The 13,012-nt window shown below is 70.1% G+C and carries 11 protein-coding genes; 4 read left to right on the forward strand and 7 right to left on the reverse strand.

Going from position 1 to position 13,012, the window contains the following annotated elements:
- Window positions 1–40 precede the first annotated feature (40 nt).
- The 3 genes from ACTWQO_RS34475 to ACTWQO_RS34485 form a co-directional block, all read right to left on the reverse strand.
- Window positions 41–943: a S1 family peptidase gene (locus tag ACTWQO_RS34475; RefSeq protein ID WP_443241311.1), complete on the reverse strand. Its 903-nt coding sequence runs from the start codon at window positions 941–943 to the stop codon at window positions 41–43.
- A gap of 219 nt (window positions 944–1,162) precedes the next feature.
- On the reverse strand, window positions 1,163–1,945 hold the full coding sequence (locus ACTWQO_RS34480) for a DUF1684 domain-containing protein (RefSeq protein ID WP_443241312.1): 783 nt from the start codon (window positions 1,943–1,945) through the stop codon (window positions 1,163–1,165).
- Between the two features lie 111 nt (window positions 1,946–2,056).
- Complete coding sequence (locus ACTWQO_RS34485) at window positions 2,057–3,208, reverse strand: DUF5685 family protein (RefSeq protein WP_443241313.1); 1,152 nt, start codon at window positions 3,206–3,208, stop codon at window positions 2,057–2,059.
- Window positions 3,209–3,520: 312 nt separating this feature from the next.
- Between ACTWQO_RS34485 and ACTWQO_RS34490 the strand changes: the two genes are divergently transcribed.
- The gene (locus tag ACTWQO_RS34490; RefSeq protein WP_210574660.1) at window positions 3,521–3,958 is read left to right on the forward strand and encodes a cell division protein SepF; all 438 of its coding nucleotides are present in this window, start codon (window positions 3,521–3,523) and stop codon (window positions 3,956–3,958) included.
- Between the two features lie 39 nt (window positions 3,959–3,997).
- On the opposite strand, the gene ACTWQO_RS34495 is transcribed toward ACTWQO_RS34490, so the two are convergent.
- Both ACTWQO_RS34495 and ACTWQO_RS34500 read right to left on the reverse strand, forming a co-directional pair.
- Window positions 3,998–5,176, reverse strand: a complete 1,179-nt coding sequence (locus ACTWQO_RS34495) for an acyl-CoA dehydrogenase family protein (protein WP_443241314.1) — start codon at window positions 5,174–5,176, stop codon at window positions 3,998–4,000.
- A 57-nt stretch (window positions 5,177–5,233) separates the two neighbouring features.
- Window positions 5,234–6,829: an MFS transporter gene (locus tag ACTWQO_RS34500; protein ID WP_443241315.1), complete on the reverse strand. Its 1,596-nt coding sequence runs from the start codon at window positions 6,827–6,829 to the stop codon at window positions 5,234–5,236.
- Window positions 6,830–7,090: 261 nt separating this feature from the next.
- Between ACTWQO_RS34500 and ACTWQO_RS34505 the strand changes: the two genes are divergently transcribed.
- Both ACTWQO_RS34505 and ACTWQO_RS34510 read left to right on the forward strand, forming a co-directional pair.
- Window positions 7,091–8,302: a mannosyltransferase family protein gene (locus ACTWQO_RS34505; RefSeq protein ID WP_443241316.1), complete on the forward strand. Its 1,212-nt coding sequence runs from the start codon at window positions 7,091–7,093 to the stop codon at window positions 8,300–8,302.
- 250 nt (window positions 8,303–8,552) lie between these two features.
- Complete coding sequence (locus ACTWQO_RS34510; protein ID WP_443241317.1) at window positions 8,553–9,677, forward strand: phosphatase PAP2 family protein; 1,125 nt, start codon at window positions 8,553–8,555, stop codon at window positions 9,675–9,677.
- Between the two features lie 64 nt (window positions 9,678–9,741).
- Here ACTWQO_RS34510 and ACTWQO_RS34515 read toward each other — a convergent pair whose 3' ends face one another.
- Window positions 9,742–9,957: an I78 family peptidase inhibitor gene (locus ACTWQO_RS34515; RefSeq protein ID WP_210574655.1), complete on the reverse strand. Its 216-nt coding sequence runs from the start codon at window positions 9,955–9,957 to the stop codon at window positions 9,742–9,744.
- A gap of 435 nt (window positions 9,958–10,392) precedes the next feature.
- Between ACTWQO_RS34515 and ctaD the strand changes: the two genes are divergently transcribed.
- Window positions 10,393–12,072, forward strand: a complete 1,680-nt coding sequence (ctaD, locus tag ACTWQO_RS34520; RefSeq protein WP_443241318.1) for an aa3-type cytochrome oxidase subunit I — start codon at window positions 10,393–10,395, stop codon at window positions 12,070–12,072.
- Here the strand turns inward: ctaD and ACTWQO_RS34525 are convergent.
- Window positions 11,963–12,991 (reverse strand): helix-turn-helix transcriptional regulator, encoded by a 1,029-nt coding sequence (locus ACTWQO_RS34525; RefSeq protein WP_443241319.1) that lies wholly within the window; start codon window positions 12,989–12,991, stop codon window positions 11,963–11,965. The two genes, ctaD and ACTWQO_RS34525, sit on opposite strands and share 110 nt — an antisense overlap.
- Window positions 12,992–13,012: the final 21 nt, after the last annotated feature.

Here is a 13,012-nt window from a genome sequence, read left to right on the forward strand (position 1 = left end):
TGCGGTGGTGCGAGGCGGCTGGGAGTACCCGCCGTACGGCCTAGTAGACGCTGACGCCGTAGGCGCTCAGGGCCTCTGTGACCGGCTGGAAGAAGGTCGTGCCGCCGGAGGAGCAGTTGCCGCTGCCGCCGGAGGTCAGACCGTACGCGGTGCCATTGCTGCCGTAGAGCGAACCTCCGGAGTCGCCGGGCTCGGCGCAGACGGTGGTCTGGATCAGACCGCCGACGACGTCGCCGCCGCCGTAGTTGACGCTCACGTTGAGGGCGGTGACCCGGCCGCTGTGCGTACCGGTGGTGGAGCCGTCGCGGATGACGGTGGTGCCCACGCTGGGCGTGGCCGCGCGGGTGATGTCCACGCCGTTCGCGGTGCCGGGACGGCTGACGGACCCGGAGTAGCGCACGATGCCGTAGTCGTTGCCCGGGAAGCTGGAGCCGGCGGTGGAGCCGATGACCGTGGTGCGGCCGGAGTTGGAGTACCAGGTGCCGGCGCCGTCGGTGCAGTGACCGGCGGTCAGGAAGAACTGGGCACCGCTGCTGTTCTGGACGTTGAAGCCGAGGGAGCAGCGCCAGCTACTCGCATAGATGGCGTCGCCGCCTTGGATGAGCTTCTGGAACTTGCCTTCGGTGTGCTTGATCGTCAGCGCGGAGGCGTTGGCGCCCGCCTGCTGCTTGATCTTGGCTATCTCGGCCTTGGAGACCGTGCTGTCGACGGTGACGACGACCCGGTTGGTCTTCGCGTCGACGGCCCAGGCGGTGCCGGGGATGTCAGCCTTGAGCACCGAGGAGCCGGCGCTCTTGAGCTGGGAGGCGCTGAACGTGGTGGGGTCGGCGGCGTTCGCGTTGGGGATCGCGATCGCGGCTGCGGCCACGAGACCGGTACTGACGGCGATCAGCCGGGTCCGTCTCTGAATACCGCTGCGGGGGGTGGTGCGCTTGATCCTCACTTGTCGTTCCTCCACATGGGAAGTTGGGGGCCCGCGTGGGGTCGGGGCCCGTGAGGCGCAGCCAGTGGCCCGAATGTCCGGATTCCGAACACGTCGTGCCCCTGACAAGCGCTGGAGGGAGTATTCGGCCGAACGACCGGTAGACGCAAGGGCGCCTTTCGGCCGTCAATCATTGAACGATCTGTGAAATGTGCGCCCCCTGCCCCGCCCCCGCCCCGCTCAGAGCAGCGTGCGCTCCCCCGCCGCCACGGCGACGCCCAGCGTGTTCCCCGGCGGCGGGAACGGGCAGATGAAGTGGTCCGCGAAGGCGCAGGGCGGCAGCAGCGCACGGTTGAAGTCGACCGTCGTACGGCCCTCGGCGTCGGGCGCGGCCGGGCGCAGAAAGCGGAAACGGTAACTGCCGCGCCCGCTCGTGCCATCGCCGAAAACCGCCCACAGCGAGCCGTCCGACTTGACGCTCACCTGAAGCGTCAACTCCTGCCCGTCGAGAGTGAACGCCAGCTCCCCGCCGAGCCCGAGCCCCCGCTGCCGTCCGTCGGCGTTGTCGACCCGCACGGTGCGCCCGGAGTCGTACGGCGTGAAGCGCCCCGGCACCGACCAGCGCGGCTCGTACGGCGTGGCCTTGATGCCCCGGAACGCCCGCCGCGCCTCGGAACCGGGGTCGAAGTCGCGTACGCCCCACGCCCCTTCGCGCACCAACACCACGAGCCGGCGCTCCCCGTGCGCCACCCGGGCCGCGCTCGCCGGCCCCGGATCGGCGGCCAGCCTCACCTCGCCGGTGAAGGGCCGCCCGTCCATGGTCAGACCGTCGGCTTCGGACGCGGTCAGGACGACTCCGTCGCCCTCGGCCGCCCAGATCCCGGGGATGTCCGGCAGCCGCCCGCCCGGGTGGTCCTCCAGCCAGTGCGTGCCGGTCAGGGCGAGCGGTCCGTAGGGCGCGGAGACCGAGGCGACACGGTGCTCGTGCCACTGCTGCCATTCGCCGAACGCGTCTCTCGTCATCTGCTCAGCCCTTCCGTGCCGGATCGGACAACCGGAGAGGTGAGCGTAGGGTCGCGCCCTCGTATTCCGTCGCCTCGGGCCCCTTCGCCTTCACACGCGCCCTCGCCTCACTCAGCAGTCGCAGCCACAGCAATCGCAGCCGTCACCGCAGTTCCCGCAACAGTCGCAGCAATCACAGCAGTTGGAGCAGTCGCAGTTGTTGCACAGCCCCTCCCTGCGCTCCCGCGTCCAGGGGTCCTCGTACTCGCCGCAGCACATCTGGCACGTACAGGCCAGCCCCATCCAGAGGGCGCACCCGGCGAGCAGCCCACGCCGGTCGCGGCGCGGCGGCTCCGGCGGCAGCCAGGGACCGCCGGGACCACCGGGACCGCCTGGTGGGGCGTACGGGCCCGCCATGTGCGCACACGAGGCCGTACCGAAGGCACGGTCGACGGAGCTGTGCAACTCGTGCACGAGCAGCCGGTGCGCCAGCTTGCCGTCAGTGAACTGGGCTTCCCGCAGCGCGAGCCGTATCCCGTGCAGGGCGTCGTCGGCGAGCCGCCGGGCCTCCGTGAGCGAAGTGCCGGTCGCGGTGAGCGGGTTCCACGCGCCCGACGCGGCGTCAGCCTCCCTGTCCTCCACGGCGTCCAGGAGATGCGCGAGCCGTCCGAAGAGGCGCCCGGCCTCGGCGAGCGGCGCGGCGTTGCCCGGCCGTCCGGCGAGGACCGCGGTGTGCGCGAAGGCCGCGGCGGTGGCGGTCTCGGTCGGCTCGGTGACCGTCAGAAGGGGCGTGCCCGGCCCGGCAAGGGTCTCGATGCCGAGCTGCCGGTCCACGGCGTCGACGAGTACGGCGGTGTCGAACCCGACATCGGATCCGGTACGGGCGCCCGCGCGTCCCCAGCCCGCGGCGACCCGGCGTGCCGCGAGCGCGACCGGCCTGCGGGCCAGCAGCCCGTCCCCGTCGGCGACATGGTCGCGCACCTTGGCCGAGGCGAGCACCAGCGAGACGGCGGCCGCGAGCCGGGCGCCCTCGCCGTGCGCGACGGACGCGGTGCGCATCCCGCGCAACGGGCAGGGTCCCGCCGTACGTCTGCCGCCGCCGTCCCGATCCGCCTGAGCCTCCGTCAGAACCGAGATGAGCAGCCCGTCGTAGTTGGTCACGACGCGGGCGAACTGGCCGTGGTCCCGGCGCAGCGCGAGGCACAGCCCGCACAGATGCGCCATCCACTGGGTCTTGAGACTTGCACCGAGCCGGTGCCGGCACGGCCTGACGATTCCGAACACGACGATCCCCCGTGATGCGTGCGATGTTGAGCGGCCGCATCGTACCGACCGATCATCACACCAATGAGACCGTCAGTGTTCACCCGTACGCTCCGCCAGTCACCCATACGACGCGAACAATCATATTTCACTCACAGTCAGCAGCACTGTCCGGCAAGACCCTTGGGGGACCAGGGCTCTCGACGAATTCGCTGTGCACCAGTACCGTCACAAACCCCCCGCGCGGCGTCTATCCCCTTGGCGCGACGTCCGCATCATGGATGACGATAGGGATGCGGAAAGCAAAAGAGACCGCTGTGAGAGGAGGCGTCCATGGGATCGGTACGCAAGGCGAGTGCCTGGCTTGGCCTCGTCGACGACAACGATGACGAGCGTTACTACGACGACGACTACTCCGAAGGGACCGAGCCCGGGGAGGCCTGGGTCACCGATCCGCGGGTGAAGGTGGCCTCGGACGTGGCGGTCGAGAAGGGCCGCCGGATCGGCACGGTCACTCCGGACAGCTTCCGGGACGCGCGCGCCATCGGCGAGCTGTTCCGCGAGGGTGTCCCGGTCATCATGAACCTCACGGCCATGGAGCCGGGCGACGCCAAGCGCGTGGTCGACTTCGCGGCGGGCCTGATCTTCGGTCTGCGGGGTTCGATCGACCGGGTGTCCAACCGCGTGTTCCTGCTCAGCCCGGCCGACACGGAGATCGTCAGCGGGGAGCCGGCGGCACACCGCGCCGACGGTTTCTTCAACCAGAGCTGAGGCAGGGCCGCCCGTCGGCCCTGCCCGCTCTGCCGGGTCTTACCGGAACGCGTCGAGTCCGGTGAGCGCCTTGCCCAGCACGAGCTGGTGCATCTCGACGGTGCCCTCGTAGGTGAGCACCGACTCGAGGTTCGTCGCATGCCGCATGACGGGGTACTCCAGGGAGATCCCGTTGGCCCCGAGGATCGTCCGAGCCGTACGGCAGATCTCGATCGCCTCCCGTACGTTGTTCAGTTTGCCGAAGCTGACCTGCTCGGGACGCAGGCGCCCGGCATCCATCCGCCGCCCCAGATGATGGGCGAGCAGAATCCCCTTGTGCAGTTCGACCGCCATGTCGGCGAGCTTGGCCTGGGTGAGCTGGAACCCCCCGATGGGCCGCCCGAACTGCTCCCGCGTCCTCGCGTATTCCACAGCGGTCTCGAAACACGACCGCGCCGCCCCCATCGCCCCCCACACGATGCCGTAGCGCGCGTGGGAGAGACAGCTGAGGGGGCCGCGCAGACCGGTGACGTCCGGCAGTACGGCGTCGGCGGGCAGCCGTACGTCTTCGAGGACGAGTTCGCTGGTGACGGAGGCGCGGAGCGACCATTTGTGCTTGATCTCCGGGGCGGAGAAGCCGGCGCTGTCGGTGGGCACGACGAACCCACGGATCCCGTCGTCGGTCTGCGCCCAGACGACGGCGACACCGGCCACTGACCCGTTGGTGATCCACATCTTGCGCCCGTTGAGCACCCAGTCGCCGCCGTCGCGCTTGGCGTGCGTGCGCATGGAGGCGGGGTCGGAGCCGTGGTCGGGTTCGGTGAGGCCGAAGCAGCCGATGACCTCGCCGGAGGCCATACGGGGCAGCCAGCGCTGCTTCTGGTCTTCCGAGCCGAACTTGTGGATGGCGTACATGGCGAGAGAGCCCTGCACGGACACCAGGGAGCGGATGCCGGAGTCGGCGGCCTCCAGTTCCAGGCAGGCCAGCCCGTACTGCACGGCGCTCGCACCGGCGCAGCCGTACCCGCTCAGCGACATCCCCAGGGCCCCGATCCCGCCGAGTTCACGGGCCAGTTCCCTTACGTCGGGCAGCTCGCCCTTCTCGTACCAGTCCGCGACATACGGCAGGACCCGGTCGGCGGCCCACCTCCGCACGGTGTCGCGGATCGCGAGGTCCTCCGGGTCCAGCAGGTCGTCGATGCCCAGGGGGTCGGCGGGATCGAACGGGGGCAACGGCATGGGACACCCTCCGGATAATTAACTAGCACCGGTAGTTACCGTACCCGGGGTTCGCCGTCACACCGAGACGCGGGACTCCGCGACTTCCCGAGGACCGGGAAGCTCCACGGTCGCCGCCTGCTCACACTGCATGACCCGCGGCAACCGCAGCGCCATCACCGCGCCCAGCACCAGCAGCCCCGCGCTCACCAGGAGCGTCACATGCAGCCCGTGCACGAAGGCGTCCTGGGCGGCCCGGCGCAGGGCGACACCGGCCGGGCCGCCGAGACGGTCGGCGACCTCGTACGCCTCGCCCAGCGAATGCTCCGCCGAGGCCGACGCCCGCCCCGGAACCCCCGGCACGGACGACAGTCCGGGCGCATACGCCGCGTTCATCACGCTTCCCAGCAGCGCGATCCCGATCCCCGCACCGAGCTGGTACGACGTCTCGCCGATCGCGGCGGCGCCGCCCGCCTGTTCCTGCGGAGCCTCGCTCAGCATCGACTCGTACGCCCCGAACAGCGTCGTCTCCAGACCGAAGCCCAGCAGCACGAACCCGAACAGCAGCAGGCCGGGATTGTCCTCGCCGCCCATCGCCATCAGCGTCAGCACCGCGACCGCGGTCAGCGCGAACCCGGCGCACACCATCCGCCGTGGCCCGAACCTGCGCAGCATCCGCGCCCCGGCAAGACCCGCCGCCATCGCGGCGAACGTCAGCGGCAGCAGTCGTAGACCCGTCTCCAGCGGGGAGAGCTCCAGCACCAGCTGCAGATACTGCGCCGCGATCAGCTCGAGCCCGACCAGCGCCAGCATCGCCAGCACGATGCAGCCCACGGACGTGCTGAACGCGGGGCGGGCGAACATCCGCAGGTCGACGAGCGGATGCTTGAGCCGCCGCTGCCGTCGTACGAACAGGACGAGCAGCAGCGCGCCCACCACCAGCGGCAGCGCGGTGGCCTCGTCCACTTCGCCGCCCCCGAGCCGCTTGACGCCGAGCACGACCCCGAAGAGGCCGGCCGCCGCCATCAGCGCGCCGATGACATCCCAGGGCCCCTTGCCGTCGCCCTTCGACTCGGGCAGCAGCAGGCGTCCCACCGGAAGGCTGACCAGCATCAGCGGGATGTTGACGAGGAAGACCGAGCCCCACCAGAAGTGCTCGAGGAGGAAGCCGCCGAGCAGCGGCCCGACGGCCGCGCCCACCGCGGCCACCGCGCTCCAGATGCCGATGGCGAGGGCCCGCTCGCGCCGGTCGGGGAAGACCTGGCGAAGGATCGAGAGGGTCGCGGGCATGATCATCGCGCCGCCGACGCCGAGCAGCGCCCGTGCGGCGATCAGCACCTGGGCGGTGTCGGCGAGGGCCGCCATGGCCGAGGCGACGCCGAAAAGGCCGTATCCGAGGAGCAGGATCCGTCTGCGGCCCACCCGGTCGCCGAGCGTGCCGAAGAGGATCAGCAGCGAGGCGCAGACCAGCGGATAGATGTCGACGATCCAGAGCAGCTCTATCGCGCCGGGCTTGAGGTCCTCGGTGACGGCGGGCACCGCCACGTGCAGCACGGTGGCGTCGACGGCGACCAGGAGCAGGCTCACGCAGAGGACGACCAGGACGACCCAGCGGTTTGCACCGGCCCCGGCCGCCCGACGGCGCAGCGCAGCGGCCGTGGTCGTCCCGGACATGTACGTACCTCCCAGATGTTCCCTCGCGTTCGGCGGGCACACGGGGTGGGGCTCCCCGTGACTCGGCCGGAGAGGAGCGGTGGTCTCCGGCCCGCGCAACGAATGGCGAGTGACACGTCAATGTACGCGAGAACGCGCCGGTCCTGCGTGGCGGACCTCTCACACGTCCCACGGAACACATGTGGCGTACGCCACTCCGCCTCCCCCTCCACCACATAGCGCGGGTCGGTCCGGTTCCGGGGGCCGTCGATAATCGGACCCGTGACCGATCTTGCGACGCGCGTGGCACCGGCCAGACTCACGGGGACGGCCCGGGCCCTCCTCGGGTACGCGGCCGTCCGCGCCCTGGGCCTGCTCGCCCTCGCCCTGTGGAGCGCGGCGCGCGACAAGAGCGCGTACACCCTGCTGACCGCCCGCTGGGACTCCCTCTGGTACACGAGGGTCGCCGAGCTGGGGTACGGCTACGAGGTCCGCCTTCCGAACGGCGACATCCACTCCAACCTCGCCTTCTTCCCGCTGCTGCCCTGGCTGGAGCGGCTGCTGCACGCGACGACCCCGCTGTCGTACGCGGGCGCCGGCTTCCTCGTCGCCGTGCTGGCCTCGCTCGCCGCGGCCTGGGGGATCTTCGCGGTCGCCGACCTTGTGTACGGCCCGCGCGCGGGGTTCTGCGCGGTGCTGGTGTGGGCCGTGCTGCCCGTCGGGATCGTGCAGTCGATGGCGTACAGCGAGTCACTGTTCACCGCACTCGCCGCCTGGTCGCTGTACGCCGTCCTGACCGGCCGCTGGCTCACGTCCGGCACCCTGGCCCTGCTGGCGGGCCTGACCCGCCCGGTGGGCCTGGCGGTTGTGGCGGCGGTGTGGGCGGCCGGGATCGCCACTTTCGTACGACACCGAAGCGCGGCGCCCGACGAGGGCGCACGCAGCCCGGAACACGCCCCCTCCCTTGCCCCCGGTACGCCGGAAAACGGCGCATCCGCGTGGCGGCGCGCCCTCGGGATGCTGCTCGCGCCCCTCGGCGCCGCCGGGTACGTCCTGTGGGTCGGCCACCGCACCGGCAAGGGCCCGCTCGGCTATCTCGACGTCCAGGCGGGCTGGCGCAACGGCTTCGACGGCGGCTGGGCGTTCGCCCGATTTGTCGCCGCAAAGTTCACGTCGTTTCCGTCGGCCCTGGCCGGGGTCGGGCTGATCGCCGGCGTGGGCCTGGTCGTCTGGCTGTATGTCGTCTGTGTACGGCAGCGCCAGCCGCTGCCGCTGCTGGTGTACGCGGGTGTCGTCACCGCGCTGGCACTGTGCGCGTCGAGCTACTTCGGCTCGAAACCGCGCCTCCTCATGCCCGCCTTCCCCCTGCTGCTGCCCCTCGCCCTGGCCCTGGCCCGGCTGCGAACCTCCAGGTCGGCGCCGGTGCTGGGCGCTGTCGCGGCCGGCTCGGCGGTGTACGGGGCGTTCTGGCTGAACGGCTCCGGTCCGCCCTGACAGGCCACCGCGGAGCCGCCGACGGAGGGTGAGCTTCCGGAGAATTCCCGGCCATCACCCGGTGAACGGATTTATAAGGGGGGCAAAACCTGGCCCCTGAAGTGATCAAAGGAATTGAAGGGAAGGGGCACAGGGGATTGCAGAATCCTCGGAAATAAACCCCGCCCTGAGAGCTTTCCCACATCACATCGTCATTACAAAGGGCCAGCTTCTGCGGGTAACTCCACTCACTCCCTGTAACGTCGATCGTGTGCGTACCGAACCAAAGCCGAGCCGGCTCGACCGGATCTTCGCCCGGCTGGACCGTGAACCGGAGCGGCCCGTCCTAGACGTGCCCCGGATGACGCGGCACCGGGTGGTCCTTTTCGGCGCGACGCTCGCCTTCTACCTCACGATCGTTCTGGCGGTCGTGCTCACCTCTTGGCTGGTCCGGTTCGACTGGCAGGCGATGCTCTTCCGGCCGTACCAGCAATGGCCGGAGATCCACGCCTTCCTGGACTACTGGGTGGTGCTCGGCCAGCGCGGCCCGACGGCGGTGATGGTCACGGCCTGGCTGGGCTGGCGCTCCTGGCGGCAGCACACGCTGCGCCCGCTGCTGGCCTTCGGCGCGGCCGTGCTGCTGCTGAACATCACAGTGGCCGTGGTGAAGTACGGCCTGGGCCGCTCCGGTCCGCACTACGCGACCGACATCGGCTCGAACGAGATGTGGCACTGGTTCCAGGCCGGCAGCGACATATTTCCTTCGGGACACACCGCGAACGCCGTGGTGACCTGGGGCATCCTCTCCTATCTGGCCGCCACGCCGCAGGCCCGGCGCTGGCTGTCGGCCCTGTCGGCCGTGGTGTCGCTCAGCGTCGGCCTGACCACCGTGTACCTGGGTACGCACTGGCTGAGCGATGTGCTGCTCGGCTGGGCCGCGGGTCTGCTGATCCTGCTGGCGCTGCCGTGGTTCGAGCCGATGGTGGCCCGCGCCGAAGCACAGATCTTCGACCTGCGCGACCGCTGGCGCTCCCGCCGCGCCGCCCCGGCGACCGTCCCGACGAGCCCGGTCGAGGTCCCGGTGGTGCTCAAGCCGCGTCCGTCCGCCCAGGGGGAGCCCGCCGCGCCCGAGCCGGTGTCCACGGCCACGGAGCCGGTGTCCACTGTCTCCACGGCGCCCGAGCCGGTCTGCGCGGCTCAGGAGCCGGTCTCCACGGCGCCCGAGCCGCTCTCCACGGCCCACGCGCCCAAGACGCACCTCCATATGGCGCCGGGCCCGCACACGGCCCGCTCGGAGCGCACACCGGTCACTCCGGTCGGCAGCCGCCGCCCGCCGCAGGCGGACCGCGTCACCCGCGGCACAACCACCTCGGCCCACCCCATCGCGGGCGGCTGAGCGCGCAGCACGACGGCCCTGGTTTCCCGCATCGGACGCGGGAAACCAGGGCCGTCGCCGTTTCTCAGCCCTTCCAGGCCCGCGCCACCAGGCCGTCCTTGACCTCGAAGTTCAGCCGTCCCACGCGGTACTCCATGGTGATGATCGCGCCCGGGGGCAGGGACCGCACGGTCGACCAGCCCCGGTCACGGGCGCGTTGTTCGGCCGCTCCGGCATCGAGGCCCACATACGAATCCGGGCTGTCCTGAGGTTCGGCGGGAGGTTTCGGAATGGGTGCCATGGCGCCACGCTAGGCCCCATCGAACGGGCACGGAAGTCGGATCCGTACACCGTGGGTCACTGATCCCTCTCGGGTCACACTTTTGTCACAGGATCACGACATGCGTTTCTGATGCACTTCGTCACACCAACGGGCGCGCGCGTACGCCTTACGCAGGCATTCGAACGTGATTTCCGCGTGTCGCCCCGACTCTCCGAAAAGCCCGGCGGAAAGTGCCGGGGTAACCGCCACGGATCCGCATTCCATTCCGATTCCGCGTGGGGCGCCCATGGGGGCTGACGTCGCACAGGAAATGCATGGCTCAGGCACAGAACCCCGGTACGCCCCCTGTCGCGGCGCACGACGACGCGAGCATCATGACGTGAGCTCGCGGGCACTCGCGCGCCGCGGGCGGCAGCGGCCCGTGGCGCGACGAGCGAAGGGGCGAGCGAGCGTATGGGGACTCAGACCGTGCAGACGGCGATGCGGCCCGTGCGGAGGAGGCCGCAGGGACGGGTGATCGTCGACTGGCTGACGACCACCGACCACAAGAAGATCGGCCATCTCTACCTGATCACGTCGTTCGCGTTCTTCCTCGTCGGCGGCCTGATGGCGTTGATCATGCGCGCCGAACTCGCCCGGCCGGGGCTGCAGCTCATCGACAACCAGCAGTTCAACCAGCTGTTCACGATGCACGGCACGATCATGCTGCTGCTGTTCGCGACGCCGACCTTCGCGGGTTTCGCCAACGAGCTGATGCCGCTGCAGATCGGCGCCCCCGACGTCGCCTTCCCGCGCCTGAACATGCTGTCGTACTGGCTGTTCCTGTTCGGCGGCCTGATCGTGCTGGGCTCGCTGCTGGTGCCCTCGGGGCCCGCGGCCTTCGGCTGGTTCGCCTACGCGCCACTGAACAGCGCGGAACGCTCACCGGGCGTCGGACCCGACCTGTGGATCATGGGGCTCGCGCTGGCCGGTTTCGGCACGATCCTCGGCGCGGTCAACTTCATCACCACCATCATCGGGATGCGCGCCCCCGGCATGACGATGTTCCGGATGCCGATCTTCGTGTGGAACACGCTGTTCACGTCGATCCTGATCCTGATGGCGTTCCCGGTACTGGCCGCGGCGCTGCTCTGTCTGGAGGCCGACCGGCGGTTCGGCTCGCAGATCTTCACGGCGGCGAACGGTGGCGCACTGCTGTGGCAGCACCTGTTCTGGTTCTTCGGGCATCCCGAGGTGTACATCATCGCGCTGCCGTTCTTCGGCATCATCACGGAGATCATTCCGGTCTTCAGCCGGAAGCCGATCTTCGGCTATCTGACGCTGGTCGGCGCGACGATGGCGATCACCGGTCTGTCGGTGGTGGTGTGGGCGCACCACATGTTCGCGACGGGCGCGGTGCTGCTGCCGTTCTTCTCCTTCATGAGCTTCCTGATCGCGGTGCCGACGGGCGTGAAGTTCTTCAACTGGACCGGGACCATGATCAAGGGCTCACTGTCCTTCGAGACGCCGATGCTGTGGTCGGTGGGGTTCCTGGTGACGTTCCTCTTCGGCGGTCTGACCGGCGTGATCCTCGCCTCGCCGCCGATGGACTTCCACGTCACGGACACCTACTTCGTGGTCGCCCACTTCCACTACGTCGTGTTCGGCACCGTCGTCTTCGCGATCTTCGCCGGGTTCTACTTCTGGTGGCCGAAGTTCACCGGGAAGATGCTCGACGAGCGGCTCGGCAAGATCCACTTCTGGACGCTGTTCATCGGCTTCCACACCACGTTCCTGGTGATGCACTGGCTGGGCGCCGAGGGCATGCCGCGCCGCTACTCGGACTATCTCGCCGCCGACGGCTTCACGGCGCTCAACACCATCTCGACGATCGGCTCGTTCCTCCTCGGCCTGTCGACCTTGCCGTTCCTCTACAACGTCTGGAAGACCGCCAAGTACGGCACGAAGGTCGAGGTCGACGACCCCTGGGGCTACGGCCGCTCCCTGGAGTGGGCGACCTCCTGCCCGCCGCCCCGGCACAACTTCACCACGCTGCCCCGGATCCGGTCCGAGTCCCCGGCGTTCGACCTGCACCATCCCGAGTACGCGGAGCTCGCTCCAGAGCGCGAGACAGCCGGTCCCGAGCGGTCCTGATCGTGTCGGTGAGCTCGGCGGGCTCCAGCACCTCGAACTCGAAGCCCATCAGCATCACGTGAATGACCATCACGTCGAGACTCGCGGCCCCGGTGCGCAGGACGCAGCTGTTCTCGCCGTCGGGCTCCAGCACCCCGGCCGACGGCGAGATCCGCTCGGCCGCCTCCGCGAGCGGCACCAGCAGCCGGACGACGGCGTGCGCGGCGTACGCGCGCGTGGAGACCCCTTGGGAGACATACGCGGCGAGGTCGTCGGCGGGCGGCTTGCGCGGGGTGAAACGCGGGCCGTGCGGCGGCTTGGGGGTGATGCGGTCGACGCGGAACGTACGCCAGTCGTCGCGGTCCAGGTCCCAGGCGACCAGATACCAGCGGCGCTCGGTGCACACCAGGCGGTGCGGTTCGACGGTACGGCGGGTCACGGCTCCTTCGTGCGTGCGGTACTCGAAGCGCAGCCGCTCGGCGTCACGGCACAGATGGGCGAGCTCGGTGAGGACGGCCGGGTCGACGGCGGAGGGCTGGGGGCCGCGCAGCATCGGCACGGTGAACGCGTTCAGGGCGCCCACGCGGCGGCGCAGCCGGCTCGGCAGGACCTGTTCGAGCTTGGCGAGGGCCCGTACGGAGGTCTCGCCGATGCCCTCGATGCCCTGCCCGGCGGCCGTGCGCAGCCCGACGGCGACGGCCACCGCCTCGTCGTCGTCCAGGAGCAGCGGCGGCAGCTCGGCGCCCGCGCCCAGCTGATAGCCGCCCCCCGTGCCAGGACTGGCGTTGACGGGGTAGCCCAGCTCGCGCAGCCGGTCCACGTCCCGGCGCACGGTGCGCGGCGTGACGCCGAGGCGCTCGGCCAGGTCGGCGCCGGACCATTCGCGGTGCGCCTGGAGGAGCGAGAGCAGGCGCAGCAGTCGTGCCGAGGTCTCCAACATGGTCGTGAGTCTGCCAGCCCT

This window comes from Streptomyces sp. 4N124 (assembly GCF_052245395.1).
In the GTDB taxonomy this organism is placed as follows: domain Bacteria; phylum Actinomycetota; class Actinomycetes; order Streptomycetales; family Streptomycetaceae; genus Streptomyces.

Excerpts from the sequence above, each read along its gene's own strand:
- ACTWQO_RS34500 (WP_443241315.1), bottom strand. The coding sequence starts at position 6,829 with ATGTCCGGGACGACCACGGCCGCTGCGCTGCGCCGTCGGGCGGCCGGG.
- ACTWQO_RS34480 (WP_443241312.1), bottom strand. The coding sequence starts at position 1,945 with ATGACGAGAGACGCGTTCGGCGAATGGCAGCAGTGGCACGAGCACCGT.
- ACTWQO_RS34525 (WP_443241319.1), bottom strand. The coding sequence starts at position 12,991 with ATGTTGGAGACCTCGGCACGACTGCTGCGCCTGCTCTCGCTCCTCCAG.
- ACTWQO_RS34495 (WP_443241314.1), bottom strand. The coding sequence starts at position 5,176 with ATGCCGTTGCCCCCGTTCGATCCCGCCGACCCCCTGGGCATCGACGAC.
- ctaD (WP_443241318.1), top strand. The coding sequence starts at position 10,393 with ATGGGGACTCAGACCGTGCAGACGGCGATGCGGCCCGTGCGGAGGAGG.
- ACTWQO_RS34515 (WP_210574655.1), bottom strand. The coding sequence starts at position 9,957 with ATGGCACCCATTCCGAAACCTCCCGCCGAACCTCAGGACAGCCCGGAT.
- ACTWQO_RS34490 (WP_210574660.1), top strand. The coding sequence starts at position 3,521 with ATGGGATCGGTACGCAAGGCGAGTGCCTGGCTTGGCCTCGTCGACGAC.